Origin of the sequence: Bisbaumannia pacifica, from assembly GCF_007989625.1 — a bacterium.
GTDB lineage: Bacteria > Pseudomonadota > Gammaproteobacteria > Pseudomonadales > Halomonadaceae > Bisbaumannia > Bisbaumannia pacifica.
This window is the reverse complement of sequence record NZ_BJUK01000005.1, coordinates 55,611-70,962: the sequence shown is the minus strand read 5'-3', so window position 1 is coordinate 70,962 and position 15,352 is coordinate 55,611. Positions and strand designations below refer to the sequence as shown.

Sequence of the window (15,352 nt, the reverse complement as noted above, 5' to 3'; positions counted from 1 at the left end):
CAGCGCCCGACTAGCGCGTGGCCAGTTGGCTGCGGTCGCGGCCCTCGCGCTTGGCCTCCAGCAGCGCCTGGTCGGCGCGCTGCAGGGTCGTCAGGTAGGCCTCGCCGTCACGGTGCTGGCTGAGCCCGGCGCTCAGGGTGACCGAGAGCCACCGGTCGCCGCTGGGCACCCGCACCTGGGCCAGCCGGGCACGCAAACGCTCGACGATGCGCGAGGCCTCGTCCAGGGCGGTGTCGCCCAGCAGCAGCAGGAACTCCTCGCCACCCCAGCGGCCGCAGAGGTCATGATCGCGCAGGCCCTGGCGCATGGTGCGGGTGATGGCCACCAGCAGCTCGTCGCCCACGTCGTGGCCGTGCTCGTCGTTGACCTGCTTGAAGTGGTCGATATCCAGCAGCGCCAGGGTGTAGCGGCGTCCGCTCTGGTCCAGTTGCGCGAGCCGTTCGTCGATCAGCCGCCGGTTGGGCAGCTCGGTGAGGGCGTCGTGATGCGCCTCCTGATGCAGCGTCTGGTTGCGCTCGCGCATCAGCGCCTGATAGCGATCGGAGATCCGTGACAGCTTCTTCTGGCGCTTCAGGGCCCGCTCGTAGCGCTGTTGGGTCACCTGCTGGGCCTCCCGGGCCAGGGCCTGGTAACGATCGGAGATATTCATCAGCCGATCGAGCTGTTCCTGCTGGTCGCGGTATTTCAGGTAGAGCTCCTCCAGCGCCTCGCGCAGGGGGTGCTCGGCATGCCGGGGCTCGTCGAGCAGCGCGGCGACTCGCTCCAGCAGGCCCTCCTCGCCCCGGGCCTTCATGCGTTCACCTTGGCCGGGGTGATCGCGAAGGGGTAGCTGCAGTCTTCCTTGAACTCTTCGGCGAGCTCGGCGATGCGCTCGTTGCGGGGGTCATAGTGCCAGGTTACGGCGACCGGGCGGCCTCGCTCATGGGCCTCCTCCAGCAGGTCGAAGATATCCATCATCGCCTTGACCGAGGAGGTGTTGAGGTAGACCAGCGAGAGTTCCAGGGCCAGGGGGCGCTGCTCGTCGCTCAGGAAGCGCTGCACCCAGGCGATCACCTGGTCGAAGAGGTCGTAGGAGTTCTCCGGGTAGGAGTCGCCCTGCATGGTCAGGCGGCCGGCGGCCCAGTCGCTGCGAATGATCGGGGTGGACTGACTGCCGGGGATATCGAGGTCGGGAATCATGGTCATGGCGGGCATCAAATGGTGGCTGTCAGGCTAAAGAAGCTTTGCTGCGCGGACAAGGGCTGCAGCGAAGCGCGCATCGGCTGGCTCGACTTGCGGGCGATATCCAGCAGGCCCAGGCCGGCCCCGCTGGGCGAGGCCTCATCCCGGGGCTGGCGCAGCTGGCGTTTGTAGGCGGCCTTGAGCTCGGCCTTGTCGAGGGCTTCCAGGCCTTCGATGGTGGTCACCAGGCGCTCGCCGTCGGGGGTCTCCACCAGGTTGCCCGCCGAGACCTGATAACGTCCCTGATCATCCTGGGAGACCACCACGGTGGCCGCGGCCTGTTCGTCGTTGTAGCCCTGGCGGCGGGCGTAGTGGCGGATGTTCTGGGTCATCTCGATATAGGCGGCGAAGACATCCATGGCCGCGGCGGGGGCGGTCTGTTGGGTGTCCAGGTAGTTGCGCAGCGCCTTGCCGATCTCCTCGATCAGGCTGCGCGAGATGGGGCCATTGAAACACAGCATGACCCGCTCACGCTGGTAGCTCTCCCGCATGCTCAGTAGGTCCATGTTGCCTCCTTGGCTAGCGAGACCCCGTCGGGGGCTCGGTTGGCGAGTGGGTTGCCGGGCCCGCGGTGGGCTCGGCACGAAAGGCCAGCAGGGTGATGTCGTCGCGCTGGGGCAGCTCGCCCCGATAGGCCGAGAGGGCCGCCTCGAAGGCCTGCATCTGCTCGCCCAGGGGGCGGCCCGCCTGGGCCTTGATCAGGGCCTCGAAGCGAGGGTTGCCGAAGCCGAAACCGTGGCTGCCGCCGGCCTGGTCGAGGAAGCCATCGCTGCACAGATAGTAGCTGTGGCCCGCGGCGAGGGGCAGGTGTTGGTTGCTGTAGTGGCCCGGGCGACGGTGGCCGATGGCGCGCTTGTTGGCCTTGAGGCGGGTCAGGGTCTCGCCGTCGCTGGCGTAGAGGTCGATCTTGGCCCCGGCATAGGTGAGCCGCTCGCGGTGGGGATCGACCCACACCAGGCCCAGGTCCATGTTGGTGGCGATGGAGGAGGGCAGGCGCTCGGCGGGCAGCAGTTCGCGACCGCGACGATCGATCTCGGTGAGCAGGGCGGCGGGATCATCGGCGCTGTGCCGGGCGATGGCCTGATCGATCAGGGCCCGGGCCAGCATGGTCATCATGGCGCCGGGGACGCCGTGGCCGGCGCAGTCGACGACGCCCAGCAGGTAGCCGCGTCCGCTGGCGCGGAACACGTAGAAGTCGCCACCCACCGTGTCCCGGGGCTTCCAAAGCACCCCGTAATGGTGAGCCAGGTGCCGTTCCAGCTGGTTGTCGGGGAGGATGGCGCGTTGGATGATGCTGGCGTACTGGATGGAGTCGCCGAGCTGCTGATGGGCGGCGGCCATCTCCGCGTGGGCCGTCTCCAGGGCCCGGGTGCGCTCGCGCACCTGCCCCTCCAGGTCGCGGGTGTAGCGCTCTACCTGGTTGGCCATGCGCGAGAAGGCCTGGGAGAGGGCACCGATCTCGTCGTCGCGGCCGGTGGGCAGCCGCGGGCTGTAGTCGCCGCCGGCGATGGCCTGGGCCGAGAGGGTCAGGCGGCGCAGGGGGCGCAGGATCAGGCGATGGGTGGCATAGGCGAAGGCGCCCATCAGGATCGCCAGGATCAGCCCCAGGGCCAGCACCATGGGCCAGAACCAGCGGCTGTCGAGGAGCGGATAGGCGCCGAGGTCCAGGGTGGTGACCATCAGCCAGCGCAGCTCGGGAATATAGCCCAGGGTCAGCAGGCGGGGTTCGCCTTCGAGGGTGGTCTCGAGGGTGGCGATCTCGCCGGGTCGCCGGGTGGCCTGCTGGATGGCGGCGCGCAGCGCCTCGCGCTGTGTCGCGCCATCGAGCATGGCATAGAGGCCGAGGTCGCCGTTCAGGGCCTGGGACAGATTGACGGAGCTCAGGGCGATCCGTTCGGGGTCGGCATGGGCCTGGAGGGCGCCGCGGCTATCGATGATCATCGGCGTGAGGCCCGCCGGCGCCGAGCGGATAAAACGGTCGAGGAAGTCGCTCAGGTCGATGCTGCCGCCGGCCAGCCCCAGCGGTTCGCCGTCGTCCATGATCTTGATATTGAGCCAGATCATGGTGCGCTCGAGGGCCCGGTCGACGTTGACGTTGATATTGTAGGTGGCGCTGCTGTCCATGGTGGCGAAGTACCAGGCATCTTCCTCGCGCTGCGGCGACAGGCGATAGGTGGGCCTCGCCAGGGGCCGCTGACCATTGCTGGCGTCGCCGTCGCTGAAGTAGTAGTCGCCGCTGGCATGATCGACGATGAAGAAGGCGCCGCTGGTGAACTGCTGGCGGTAGCCCTCCGCCTCGCGGAAGAAGCGTTGGCGGCGTTCGGGGTCGGTGGGGGCACGCAGCCATTCGCGGGTCACGATGGAGTCGGCGAAGCGCCGGGAGAGCGCCAGTTCGCGGCTCAGGGGGGCCATGATGCGCTGCATCTGCAGCAGGGTGTACTGCTCGGCATAGGCGCTGGCGAAGTGCCGCCGCACCTCGTCCACGGCCTTCCAGCCGATCAGCGCCGCCGGCAGCAGTGCCAGCAGACAGGCGAAGAGAAGCGTAACCACGGACTTGCCGCGCAGGCCGAGAAGCGCCGCCATAGAGTGAGATCCCTGCTCGTCGGCCGCCCCCGCGCTGGGACGGCCCCGGTTATCATCGTTATGCGGCTTACTTTGCCATAAAGCGTTGATACGGGCGAGTCACGGTAGGTGACAGAGCTCAACAAAAAGGCCCTGGAGTCAAACTCCAGGGCCTAGGGGGCGCCGGGGGTAACGCTTATTCGCTGGGGCGGGCGACCAACCTGAGGAGGGGCTCGTCGTGAGTCCTCTCAGCGATCGCTTCTCCCGGAGAGGAGGATCTACTCGCTGGGGCGGGCGACCAGGGAGCGGGTCTCTTCCCGGGCCTCGGTCAGCGCCACGCGTACCGCATCGCCGAGCTTATAACGCTCTTCTCCCTCGACCTGGATGCGCCCCTCCTTGTCGTCGATGGCCACCTTGGTGCGGTCGCTGTGGAGCAGCGGCGCCGGCACGAAGGCGGTGGCGCCGTTGGCGACCAAGCGCACCCGCATGCCGCCGCGGTTGATGGCGATCACCTCGGCGTCGAAGGCCTCCTGGGCCTTGGCGGCGGGGGTCAGGTAGCGCACATAGAGCCAGTCCTTGACGTCGCGCTCGGCCATGCGATTGAGGCGGCGGCGCTCGGTGAGCTGCTCGGTGAGCTCGAGGCTGGCCTCGGCGGGGGCCTGCTCGCCCTTGAGCACCCGCTTGATCAGGCGGTGGTTGACCATATCGCCATACTTGCGGATCGGCGAGGTCCAGGTGGCGTAGGCGGGCAGCCCCAGGCCGAAGTGGGGGCCGGGCCGGGCGGACATGCTGGTAAAGCCCTGGAAGCGACGCAGGCGGGCATCCAGCCAGGCATCGTCGCGGCCTTCCAGCTCGCGCTTGAGCTCCTTGTAGCGGGATAGCTCGGTGAGGGCCTCGCGCTCCACCTCGATCGCCTGGCTGGCCAGGAACTCTTGGGCGGCCTCGGCCTTGTCGTCCTCGAAGGCGCGGTGCACGTTGAAGATGCCGTGCCCCACCTGCTGGGCCAGGAGGTCGGCGCAGCAGGCGTTGGCGGCGATCATCGACTCCTCGATCATGCGGTTGGCGATGCGCCGCTCCTCGGTGCGGATATCCAGCACATTGCCCGCCTCGTCCAGGTCGAAGACGTAGTCGGGACGATCCTTGAACACCAGGGCATGCTCGGCACGCCAGGCGCTACGCGCCTCGGTCAGGTCGCGCAGGGCCTTGAGCTGCTCGCCGATCACCGCCTCCGGGGCCCAGTCGCCCTGGCCTTCCAGCCAGTCGGAGACCCGGTCGTAGGCCAGCTTGGCCTGGGAGGTGGCCGTCGCGGCGAAAAAGCGGTAGTCGCCGAAGCTGCCGTCGGCATGGACGGTCAGGGTGCAGGCCAGCACCGGGCGCTCCTGGCCCTCCCACAGGGAGCAGAGGTCATCGGCCAACTGCTCGGGGAGCATGGTGACGTTCTGGCCCGGCAGGTAGACGGTGAAGGCGCGGGTGCGCGCCTCGAGGTCCGCCGCATGGCCCTCTTCCACATAGGCGGTGGGGTCGGCGATGGCCACCGTCAGGTCCCAGCCACCGTCCTCCCGGACACGGATGCGCAGGGCGTCGTCCATGTCCCGGGTCTTCTCGCCATCGATGGTGAAGAAGGGCTCGGCGCTGAGGTCCTCGCGCTCGAGGCCCTCGTCGCGCAGCGGCCAGTCGCTGCCGGCGTCCGGGCACTCCTGCTCCAGGGCGTGGCGGGCCAGGGTCACCCGCCAAGGCACCGCCGGGTTGTCGGCCTTGGCCACCAGCTCGTCGATCTGGCTGAAGAAGCCACGATCGTTCTCCTTGAGCGGGTGGCGCACCAGGCGGGCCACGACCCAGTCGCCGTCGCCGATGCTCTCCTCGTCGAGGCTGCGCTTGATGCGCGCCTTGAGGACATTCTTGATGGAGGGATGATCCGGTACCACCGCCAGGCGCCCCTCGCGCTTCTGCACCCGGGCGATAAAGCGGTTGAGTCCCTGCTCGATCAGGGTGTCCGGTTCCACCGACTTCTTCTCGCCCTCCTCGTGGAGGATGGCTTCCACCCGGTCGCCATGCAGCACCTGCTTCATGGCGGGGGGCGGCACGAAGTAGGAGTCGCCGTCGTCGGTCTCCAGGAAGCCGAAGCCCTTGTCGGTGGCTTTGATCACGCCCTCCACGCGGGGCGTACTGGAGCGGATCTGTTGCTTGAGCTGAGCAAGCATGGCGTTGTTCTGCAGCATCGGACACTTTCAGGTGGCGGGGTGAGAGGCTGCCACTATACGGATTCCCGCCCGTGGCGCCAATCGCGCGCCTCCTGAAGTTCGCTTTGGTCCCGATTTCTCAACAACCTGCGCTTCCTCGACCGGGCGCCTACGCCAGAGAGACAGCGTCGATGCGGTTACGGCAAGGGGGCCCTATGCCACCAAGGTCGTAGTGAAGTGGTATTTGATTGGTACCAATGTGGGTCTATAGTGGTATTAGATTGGTATGGCTGCTGCCCCCCAGACAGGGAGAGACCCATGGATCCACGCTTTACCCAGTTGCGCCTCGACCCCCAGGGCGCGACGCCCCTCTACCAACAGCTGGCCCGCCAGCTGGAGCAGGCCATCGAAACCGGTGCCTGGCAGGCCGGCGAGGCGCTGCCCTCGGAGCGCAACCTGGCCGAGAGCCTGGAGGTCTCACGGATCACCGCCCGCAAGGCCCTGGATCGCCTGGCCGAGCTGGGGCTGATCCGCCGCAGCCGCGGTTCCGGCACCTTTATTACCCCGCGGCTCAATCAATCCCTGTCGCGGCTCTCCAGCTTTACCGAGCTGCTCACCCAGCGCGGTTTCACCCCCAGCTCCCACTGGCTGGCGCGCGGCCTGGCCAATCCCAGCGTGGAGGAGGGCATGCGCCTGGGGCTGGGTGCCGATGCCCGGGTGGCCCGGCTCAAGCGCCTGCGCCTGGCCGACGACGTGGTAATGGCGGTGGAGGAGAGCTGCCTGCCGGCGGCGGTGCTACCCGATCCCCAAGCGGTGGAGACCTCCCTCTATGCGGTGCTGGAGGCCGGCGGCAAGCGGGTGGCCCGGGCCCTGCAGCACGTCACCGCCATCAATGCCGACGCCGAGCTGGCCGCACTCGCCGAGGTGCCCGAGGGCCAGGCGCTGCTCAAGGTGACGCGCCTGGGCTATCTCGCCGACGGCACCCCGGCGGAGCTCACCGTCACCTACTGCCGCACCGACTACTACGACTTTATGGTCGAGCTGACCCGTTAGGAGGCCCCATGCTGTACGGCAATATCCTCACCCCCGAGGGCTGGCGCCTGGGGGAGATCGATTGGGACGGCGGGCGCATCACCCGCCTGACCGGCGAGCCGGTGGACCCCGAGTCCAACGACCATCCGCGGCTCTTGCCCGGCTTTATCGACCTGCATGTGCATGGTGGCGGCGGCGCCGACACCATGGAGGGGGGCGCGGCCCTGGCCACCCTGGCGCGCACCCATGTGCGTTTCGGCACCACCCGCTTGCTGGCCACCACCATGACCGCCCCGGACGCCGAGATCCGCCGGGTGCTGGGCGAGACCGCCGCCTATATGGCCGACCCCGATCCCCGGGCCGCCGGGGTGCTGGGGGTGCACCTGGAGGGGCCCTATATCAACCCCGGCAAGCTGGGCGCCCAGCCGGCCCATGCCCGCAGCGGATTGATCGAGGAGGTGGACGAGCTCTGCGCCCTGGCGCCGATCCGCCTGGTCACCCTGGCCCCGGAACTGGCCGGCCACCACGCGTTGATTCGCCACCTCAGCGAGCGCGGCGTGCGGGTCCAACTGGGCCACACCCTGGGTAGCTACGAGGAGGGGGTCGAGGCCCTGGCCCATGGCGCCTGCGGCTTCACCCATCTGTTCAATGCCATGACCGGCCTGCACCACCGCAAGCCGGGCATGGTCGGCGCGGCCCTGGCCCATGCCCAGTACGCCGAGCTGATCCCCGACCTGCTGCATGTGCACCCCGGCGCCATCCGCACCGCCCTGCGCTGCATCCCCAACCTCTATGCGGTCACCGATTCCACCGCCGCCGCCGGCATGCCCGACGGCGATTACCGGCTGGGCGAGCAGACCGTCACCAAGTGCCTGGGCGGCGTGCGCCTGGCCGACGGCACCCTGGCCGGCAGCACCCTGACCATGGATCAGGCGCTGCGCAACTTCGTCGGCCTGGGCCTCTCCCTGGCCGAGGCCTCGGATCGCCTGTCGCGCTTCCCCGCCGACTTCCTGGGGATCGACGAGATCGGCCGCCTGCGGGAGGGCGCCCTGGCCGACCTGGTGGTCCTCGACCCCCGACTCCAACTCCAAGCGGTCTTCGTCGAGGGCCGCCCTGTCTCTGGCAATGTCCAAGGAGCCCCGTCATGTCCCTGATGCTCGAAGAAGCCCGTAACGCCCCGGAGCGCATCCGCGGCCAGCTGCAACGCAACCAGGCCCTGCTGGCCGACCTGGGCGAGCGCTTACGCCTCGCCGAGCCCGCCGCCGCGGTCACCGTGGCCCGGGGCAGTTCCGATCACGCCGCCGGCTACTTCGCCTACCAGTGCATGAAGCGCCGCGGCATCCCGGTGGCCTCCCTGCCGCCCTCGCTGACCACCCTGGCCCAGGCCCCCTGGCGCCTTAATGGTCAGCTGGCCCTGGCGGTCTCCCAGTCGGGGCAGAGTCCCGACCTGGTGGCCACCCAGCGGGCCCTGGCCGCCGCCGGCGCCCGCACCCTGGCCCTGGTCAACACCCCCCAGTCGCCGCTGGGCGCGGCCAGCGACACCGAGATTCCCCTCTATGCCGGGGAGGAGAAGAGCGTGGCCGCCACCAAGAGCTACCTGGCCACCCTCTCCGCCATGGCCCAGTTGATCGGCCACTGGCAGGAGGATCGCGGCCTGCTCGATGCCCTGGACGGCCTGCCCGAGCGCCTGACCCGGGCGCTGGCGATGGACTGGTCACCGGCCATCGAGGCCCTGACCGGCGCCGACAAGCTGATGGTGATCGGCCGCGGCGCGGGCCTCGCCGTGGCCCAGGAGGCGGCGCTGAAGTTCAAGGAGACCTGTGCCATCCAGGCCGAGCCCTTCAGCGGCGCCGAGGTGCGTCACGGCCCCATGGCGCTGATCGGCCCCGGCTACCCGGTACTGGTGTTCGCCCCGCCTGGGCCGGAACAGGCCGGGCTGCTGGAGCTGGCCGAGTGGCTCGAAGGCGTCGGCGCCCGGGTGCTGCTGGCCGCCGACGAGGGCGTGGCGACGTGCCAACTGACCCTGGTGGATGCCGGCCACGAGGCCCTGCAGCCGCTGTCGGTGATCCAGAGCTTCTACGTCATGGTGGCCGGCCTGGCGGCGGCCCGGGGCAGCGACCCGGACCGGCCCCGGCACCTCAACAAGGTCACCTGCACCCTGTAACGCCTAACAATAATATCGGGAGTCTTCCCATGTCCGATTCCAGCCAAGCCCTGACCCTGCTGGCCCCGGTGGCCGGGGTGGTGGTGCCTCTCGCCGCGGTGCCCGACCCGGTCTTCGCCGACCAGGCCCTGGGCGAGGGCATCGCCCTCGATCCTCTCGGCGAGTGCCTGCATGCCCCCTGCGACGGCGAGGTGGTGCAGTGCGCCCGCACCCACCACGCCCTGACCCTGAAAACCGAGGCCGGGGTGGAGCTGCTGCTTCACCTGGGCCTGGATACCGTGGAACTCCAGGGGCGTGGCATCGAGCCCCTGGTGGCCGTGGGTGACCGGGTACGCGCCGGCGATCCGCTGTGCCGCTTCGATGCCGACGCCCTGGCCCGGGGCGCCAGCGCCCTGATCACCCCTCTGGTGATCACCGAGGCCGCCGGCTGGCGGCTGCGTGAGCCGATCCTCACGGCCGGCGCCCGGGTCGCCCTGGGCGAGCCGCTGCTGGTGCTGGAGGCGGCGGGGACGGAAAGCCATGAGACGCTGGCCGATGGACCCGAGGCCGAGCGGCACCTGAGCCTGGCCCTGGCGGCGGGCCTGCATGCCCGCCCCGCGGCGCGGCTGCGGGCCATCGCCCGGGAGCATGGCGTTGACCTGGCGGTGCACCATAAGGAGGCGTCCGCCAGCGTCGAGAGTGTCAGCGCCCTGATGAACCTGGGCCTCACCGAGGGCGCGGCGCTACGCGTGATCGCCCGGGGCGACAACGCCGAGGCGGCCCTGGACGCCGCCGAGGCGCTGCTGACCACCCCCGAGGCCGAAGCGCATGCCGCGCCCCAGGCGGCGTCGAGCGAGGCGCTGGAGGAATTAGCGGAGGGTGAGCTGGCCGGCCTGGTGGCCAGCCCCGGCCTGGCCCTGGGGCCGCTGGTGCATTATCGGCCGCCGCTGCCCGCCGTGCCTTATGACGGCGCGGGCGAGGCCGTGGAAACGCCACGCCTGAGCGAGGCCCTGGCCCGAGTCGGCGAGGCCCTGGCCCGGGACGAGGCCGCGGCGACCCGCGGCGGGCAGACCGCCGAGGCGGAGATTTTCGTCGCCCATGGTGCCTGGCTGGCGGACCCGGACCTGGCGGCGGCGGCCGGCGAGCGCATCCGCGCCGGTCGCGGCGCCGGCCAGGCCTGGCGGGAGGCCCTGGACGCCGAGGCCGAGCGCCTCGCTGCCACCGGCAATGCCCTGCTGGCCGCCCGGGTCGCCGACCTGCGCGACCTGCAGCGGCGGGTGATGGCGGAGCTCAGCGAGGCGGCGGAGCCTGCCCTGCCCGACTTTCCCGAGGGCGCCCTGCTGGTGGCCGAGGAGCTGACCCCCTCGGAGCTGGTGGCCGTGGCCGCGCGCCGTCCCGCCGGGCTCTGCCTGGCCGGCGGCGGCACCACCTCCCATGTGGCGATCCTGGCCCGGGCCCGAGGCCTTCCCTGCCTGGTGGCCATGGGGCCGGCCCTGCCGGCGGCGGTCGATAACGCCCCGGGCGCAGACGCCATCCTGGATGCCGAGCGCGGTCGCCTGATGGTGGCGCCGGGGGAGGCCCGGGTCGTCGAGGTGACCGCGCGGCTCGAGGCCCGCCGCCGCGAGGCCGAGGCGGCCCGGGCGGCGGCCTTCGAGGCCGCCATCACCCGGGACGGTCGCGAGGTCGAGGTGTGCGCCAATATCGGCGGCGCCGAGGAGGCGCGCCTGGCCGCGGAGGCCGGCGCCGATGGGGTGGGGCTGCTGCGCAGCGAGTTCCTCTTCCTGGAGCGCGACAGCGCCCCCGACGAGACCACCCAGCGCGACGAATACCAGGCCGCCCTGGCGGCCCTGGGCGGCAAACCGGTGATCATCCGCACCCTGGATATCGGCGCCGACAAGCAGTTGCCCTACCTGCGCCTGCCGGCGGTGCCCAACCCGGCGCTGGGGGTGCGCGGGGCCCGCCTCTGGGCCAGTTACCCCGAGCTGCTGGAGACCCAACTGCGGGCCCTGCTCGGCGTCACGCCCCTCGATGCCCTGCATATCATGCTGCCCATGGTCAGCGAGGCCGGCGAGCTGCGCCAGGTGCGCCAGCGCCTGGAGGCCATCGCCTCCGAGCTGGGCCTCGCCGCGCGGCCGCGCCTGGGCGCCATGATCGAGGTGCCCAGCGCCGCCCTCTGTGCCGCAAGCCTCGCCGCCGAGGCGGACTTCCTCTCCATCGGCACCAACGACCTGACCCAGTACACCCTGGCCATGGATCGCGAGGACCCGGCCCTGACCGCCCGGGCCGACGTGCTGCACCCGGCGGTGCTGCGGCTGATCCAGGCCACGGTGGCCGGCGCCAAGGGACGCTGCCCGGTGGGGGTGTGCGGCGCCGCCGCCGGTGACGACCTGGCCGCGCCGCTGCTGGTGGCGCTGGGGGTCGACGAGCTCTCCGTGGAACCGGCCCGGGTGCCGGCGGTGAAGGCCGCCCTGCGGCGCCTGGACGCCGCCGCCCTGGCTGCCGAGCTGCCCGAGCTGTTGGCCCTTGCCGATGCGGGCGCGGTGCGCGAGCGCCTCACCGCCTGGCTGGATCGGACCGACGACACCACAACAACGACAACGACCCTCGAGAGGTGCTGAGATGTCTACCACGACCCTGGGATCCCGCCTGATGGGCGGGCTACAGCGACTCGGTCGCTCCCTGATGCTGCCCATCGCGGTACTGCCCATCGCCGGCCTGCTGCTGCGCCTGGGCCAGCCCGACCTGCTGGATATCGCCTTTATCGCCAGTGCCGGCGAGGCGATCTTCGCCAACCTGGCGCTGATCTTCGCCATCGGCCTGGCGGTGGGCTTCGCCAATGACAACAACGGCGCCGCCGGCCTCGCCGGGGTGATCGGCTACCTGGTGCTGGACGCCGTGCTCACCGCCCTCAACCCCGAGATCGACATGGGGGTGCTGGCCGGGATCATCATCGGCAGCGTGGCGGGCCTGCTCTATAACCGCTACCACGCGATCGCGCTGCCGGAATACCTGGCCTTCTTCGGCGGGCGGCGCTTCGTGCCCATCGCCACGGGGCTGGCCGCCGTGGCCCTGGGGGTAGGTTTCGGGGTGATCTGGCCGCCGGTGCAGCATGGCATCGATGCCCTCGGCCAGTGGCTGATCGACGCCGGCGAGCTGGGCCTGTTCGTCTATGGCACCCTCAACCGCCTGCTGATCGTCACCGGCCTGCACCATGTGCTCAACAGCCTGGTGTGGTTCGTCTTCGGCAGCTTCGAGGCGGCCTCCGGGGTGGTGGCCAGTGGCGACCTCAACCGCTTCTTCGCCGGCGACCCCGAGGCGGGACGTTTCATGGCGGGCTTCTTCCCGGTGATGATGTTCGGTTTGCCGGCGGCGGCCCTGGCCATGTACCACGCCGCCCCCAAGGGGCGCCGCGCCCAGGTGGGTGGCCTCTTGCTGTCGCTGGCGCTGACCGCCTTCCTCACCGGGGTCACCGAGCCCATCGAGTTCACCTTTATGTTCCTGGCGCCGCTGCTCTATGGCCTGCATGCGGTGCTGACCGGCGTCTCGATGGCGTTGCTGCACTGGCTCGACGTCAAGCTGGGCTTCACCTTCTCCGCCGGGGCCTTCGACTTCGCCCTCTCCTATGGGCTCTCCACTAATGGCTGGCTGATGCTGCCGGTGGGCCTGGCCTACTTCGCCCTCTACTACACGGTGTTCCGCTGGGCCATCCTGCGCTTCGACCTGCCGACCCCGGGCCGTGAGCCGGAGACCGCGGCACCGGCGGCCACCCAGGCCAGCGGCGAGCGCGGCCCGGCCTTCGTCGCCGCCCTGGGCGGGGCGGGCAACCTCAGCAGCGTCGGCGCCTGCACCACCCGGCTGCGCCTGGTGCTGGAGCACCCCGAGGCCATCGACGAGGCGGCCCTCAAGGCCCTGGGCTCCCGGGGTATCCTGCGCCTCAAGGGCGGCGGCCTCCAGGTGATCCTCGGTCCTATCGCGGATGGGGTGGCCGACGAAATCCGCGCCGCCATGGTCGCCCAGGGCACGACACCCGTGGCCGCACCGACGCCGGCGCCCGAGGCCTCACCCGCTGAAACCACGGCGCCCCGGCCCCACGCCATCCCGGCCATCGATACCCAGGCGCGTCAGGCCTGGCATCGGGCCCTGGGCGGCGAGGCCAATCTGCGCAGCGCCACGGCGGTGGCCGCCACCCGGCTACGCCTGGAGCTGGCCGATGCCCAGGCCCTGGACGAGGCGGCCCTGGCCGGCCTCGGCGCCCAGGCGATCCAGCGCCTGGAGCGGGGCGTGATCCATGTGCTACTGGGCGAACGGGCCGCCGCCGTGGCCCGGGGGCTGGGCAACGCCTAAGTCGGCTTGCCCCCAGCGCCGCCAAAGCTATCGCCGAGGGGCGCTGGGGACAGGGCGGAGCAAAGCGTCTTTATCATGGACGATAAAGTCGAGCTTCCAGGGAGGGATTCACAGCGTCTTTGCGAAGACCTGCCCCCAGGGTAGCCCCGTGCCGGTGAGCAGAAAGCGTGTCAATTGCGATAGCCACCCAGCCCCGCTGCGACTAGGAGTCGCCGGGGTGAATCGGTTAAGCTGGGACGCCCTGCTGCCGGGAGCCCCCATGACCCCACGCCTGATCGTCTCCGACCTGGATGGCACCCTGCTGGGCGCCGACCATGACCTGGCCCCGCGCACCGTCGAGGTGCTGCGGGCCCTGGCCGAGCGGGGCCACCACCTGGCCTTCGCCTCCGGGCGCCACTACCGGGACATGCTGGCCTATCGGGATCGGCTTGGGGTGCCGGTGCACCTGATCAGCACCAACGGCGCCTATCTCCACGACCCGGCCGGACGCCTGCTGGCGGCCCGCCACCTGGACGCGGCCCGGGCCCGGGCGCTGATCGCCCTGGAGCGCCCCGCCGAGGTGCGCCTCAACCTCTACCGGGACGACGACTGGCTGATCGATGCCGAGGCGCCGCGCCTGCTGGCGCTGCATGCCGCCACCGGCTTCGGCTATCGGGTGGTGGCGCCCGACGCCCTGGACGGCGAACGCGTCGGCAAGGTGCTCTATATCGGCGACCCCGATCATCTGGCGCGTCTCGAGGCCCAGGCCCTGGCGCACCATGGGGAGGCCCTGCATATCACCTATTCCACCGCCAATGCCCTGGAGATCATGGCCGGCGGGGTCAACAAGGGCAGTGCCCTGACGGCCCTGCTCGAGCGCCTGGGACTGGCCCCCGAGGCCTGCCTGGCCTTCGGCGACAACCTCAATGACACCGAGATGCTCGGCCTCGCCGGCGAGGCCCAGGTGATGGCCAATGCCCACCCGGAGCTCGCCGGCCGGGTGCCCGAGGCGCGGCGCATCGGCCACCACGGCGAGGCGGCGGTGGCCGAGTGGCTGAGCGAGCGCTTCGCCCTCTGAGGCCGCGACCATGGTCGCACTCGTCTTGTCGCTACCCCGGCCCTCGCCCATGATCGAGACTCCCATACCCCTCAGCGCGGGATACCCGCCATGACGACGACGCCTGCCACCCTGATCGTGGTCGATGACGACCCCGAGATCCGCGAGCTGCTGGCCGACTACCTGGGTCGCCACGGCTACCGGGCCCTGACCGCCGAGGATGGCGAGGCCCTGCGCGCCCTGCTGGCCCGGGAGACCCCGGACCTGCTGATCGTCGACCTGATGCTGCCCGGCGACGACGGCTTCACCCTCTGTCGCGAGCTGCGCCGCGACAGCGAGGTGCCGATCATCATGCTGACCGCCAGCGCCGACGAGACCGACCGCATCCTCGGCCTGGAGCTGGGCGCCGACGATTACCTGGGCAAGCCCTTCAATCCCCGCGAGCTGCTGGCCCGCATCAAGGCGGTGCTGCGTCGCACCCGGGCGCTGGTCCCGCCTCGCCCCGCCCAGGCGCGGCTGGTGGCCTTCGGCGACTGGCGCCTGGATCGGGTGACCCGCGAGCTGATCGATGCCGACGAGGCGCGCCTGCCCCTCTCCGGGGCCGACTTCCAGCTACTGCAGGTGTTCCTCGACCACCCGGAGGAGGTGCTCTCCCGGGAGGCGCTCTTCGAGCTGACCCGGGGGCGGCCGGCGCCGCCCCTGGATCGCTCCATCGATGTGCATGTGTGCCGGCTGCGCCAGCGCCTGGGCGAGGATGCCCAGCACTCCCAGCTGATCCGTACCGTGCGCGGCGCCGGTTATGTGCTGACCACCCGGGTCGAGGCCCTCGCCTAG

General features: G+C 70.6%; 12 protein-coding genes. 7 read left to right on the top strand and 5 right to left on the bottom strand.

Annotation, left to right across the window (positions count from 1 at the left end; genetic code table 11):
- Positions 1–10: 10 nt before the first annotated feature.
- The 5 genes from siaD to HPA02_RS03080 form a co-directional block, all read right to left on the bottom strand.
- On the bottom strand, positions 11–793 hold the full coding sequence (gene siaD / locus HPA02_RS03100; RefSeq protein ID WP_146801616.1) for a biofilm regulation diguanylate cyclase SiaD: 783 nt from the start codon (positions 791–793) through the stop codon (positions 11–13).
- The gene (siaC, locus tag HPA02_RS03095; protein ID WP_276508197.1) at positions 790–1,185 is read right to left on the bottom strand and encodes a biofilm regulation phosphoprotein SiaC; all 396 of its coding nucleotides are present in this window, start codon (positions 1,183–1,185) and stop codon (positions 790–792) included. The genes siaD and siaC overlap by 4 nt, the downstream gene beginning before the upstream one ends.
- A gap of 8 nt (positions 1,186–1,193) precedes the next feature.
- Entirely contained in the window at positions 1,194–1,727 is a 534-nt protein-coding gene (siaB, locus tag HPA02_RS03090) for a biofilm regulation protein kinase SiaB (RefSeq protein ID WP_146801615.1), read from the bottom strand.
- 13 nt (positions 1,728–1,740) lie between these two features.
- Complete coding sequence (gene siaA / locus HPA02_RS03085) at positions 1,741–3,804, bottom strand: biofilm regulation protein phosphatase SiaA (protein WP_146801614.1); 2,064 nt, start codon at positions 3,802–3,804, stop codon at positions 1,741–1,743.
- 257 nt (positions 3,805–4,061) lie between these two features.
- The gene (locus HPA02_RS03080; protein ID WP_146801613.1) at positions 4,062–6,002 is read right to left on the bottom strand and encodes an exoribonuclease II; all 1,941 of its coding nucleotides are present in this window, start codon (positions 6,000–6,002) and stop codon (positions 4,062–4,064) included.
- A 279-nt stretch (positions 6,003–6,281) separates the two neighbouring features.
- Between HPA02_RS03080 and HPA02_RS03075 the strand changes: the two genes are divergently transcribed.
- The 7 genes from HPA02_RS03075 (at position 6,282) to HPA02_RS03045 (ending at position 15,352) form a co-directional block, all read left to right on the top strand.
- Positions 6,282–7,016 (top strand): GntR family transcriptional regulator, encoded by a 735-nt coding sequence (locus tag HPA02_RS03075; protein ID WP_146801612.1) that lies wholly within the window; start codon positions 6,282–6,284, stop codon positions 7,014–7,016.
- A gap of 8 nt (positions 7,017–7,024) precedes the next feature.
- A complete protein-coding gene (gene nagA / locus HPA02_RS03070) occupies positions 7,025–8,149 on the top strand; it encodes an N-acetylglucosamine-6-phosphate deacetylase (protein ID WP_146801611.1) in 1,125 nt (374 codons plus the stop codon).
- Positions 8,140–9,159 (top strand): SIS domain-containing protein, encoded by a 1,020-nt coding sequence (locus HPA02_RS03065; RefSeq protein WP_146801610.1) that lies wholly within the window; start codon positions 8,140–8,142, stop codon positions 9,157–9,159. The genes nagA and HPA02_RS03065 overlap by 10 nt, the downstream gene beginning before the upstream one ends.
- A gap of 29 nt (positions 9,160–9,188) precedes the next feature.
- Positions 9,189–11,756: a phosphoenolpyruvate--protein phosphotransferase gene (gene ptsP, locus HPA02_RS03060; RefSeq protein ID WP_146801609.1), complete on the top strand. Its 2,568-nt coding sequence runs from the start codon at positions 9,189–9,191 to the stop codon at positions 11,754–11,756.
- A 1-nt stretch (position 11,757) separates the two neighbouring features.
- Positions 11,758–13,482: an N-acetylglucosamine-specific PTS transporter subunit IIBC gene (gene nagE / locus HPA02_RS03055; protein WP_146801608.1), complete on the top strand. Its 1,725-nt coding sequence runs from the start codon at positions 11,758–11,760 to the stop codon at positions 13,480–13,482.
- 259 nt (positions 13,483–13,741) lie between these two features.
- Positions 13,742–14,539, top strand: coding sequence for a Cof-type HAD-IIB family hydrolase (locus HPA02_RS03050; protein WP_146801673.1), 798 nt, complete (start codon positions 13,742–13,744; stop codon positions 14,537–14,539).
- A 90-nt stretch (positions 14,540–14,629) separates the two neighbouring features.
- The gene (locus HPA02_RS03045; protein ID WP_146801607.1) at positions 14,630–15,352 is read left to right on the top strand and encodes a response regulator; all 723 of its coding nucleotides are present in this window, start codon (positions 14,630–14,632) and stop codon (positions 15,350–15,352) included.

Excerpts from the sequence above, each read along its gene's own strand:
- siaD (WP_146801616.1), bottom strand. The coding sequence starts at position 793 with ATGAAGGCCCGGGGCGAGGAGGGCCTGCTGGAGCGAGTCGCCGCGCTG.
- siaC (WP_276508197.1), bottom strand. The coding sequence starts at position 1,185 with ATGACCATGATTCCCGACCTCGATATCCCCGGCAGTCAGTCCACCCCG.
- siaB (WP_146801615.1), bottom strand. The coding sequence starts at position 1,727 with ATGGACCTACTGAGCATGCGGGAGAGCTACCAGCGTGAGCGGGTCATG.
- siaA (WP_146801614.1), bottom strand. The coding sequence starts at position 3,804 with ATGGCGGCGCTTCTCGGCCTGCGCGGCAAGTCCGTGGTTACGCTTCTC.
- HPA02_RS03080 (WP_146801613.1), bottom strand. The coding sequence starts at position 6,002 with ATGCTGCAGAACAACGCCATGCTTGCTCAGCTCAAGCAACAGATCCGC.
- HPA02_RS03075 (WP_146801612.1), top strand. The coding sequence starts at position 6,282 with ATGGATCCACGCTTTACCCAGTTGCGCCTCGACCCCCAGGGCGCGACG.
- nagA (WP_146801611.1), top strand. The coding sequence starts at position 7,025 with ATGCTGTACGGCAATATCCTCACCCCCGAGGGCTGGCGCCTGGGGGAG.
- HPA02_RS03065 (WP_146801610.1), top strand. The coding sequence starts at position 8,140 with ATGTCCCTGATGCTCGAAGAAGCCCGTAACGCCCCGGAGCGCATCCGC.
- ptsP (WP_146801609.1), top strand. The coding sequence starts at position 9,189 with ATGTCCGATTCCAGCCAAGCCCTGACCCTGCTGGCCCCGGTGGCCGGG.
- nagE (WP_146801608.1), top strand. The coding sequence starts at position 11,758 with ATGTCTACCACGACCCTGGGATCCCGCCTGATGGGCGGGCTACAGCGA.
- HPA02_RS03050 (WP_146801673.1), top strand. The coding sequence starts at position 13,742 with ATGACCCCACGCCTGATCGTCTCCGACCTGGATGGCACCCTGCTGGGC.
- HPA02_RS03045 (WP_146801607.1), top strand. The coding sequence starts at position 14,630 with ATGACGACGACGCCTGCCACCCTGATCGTGGTCGATGACGACCCCGAG.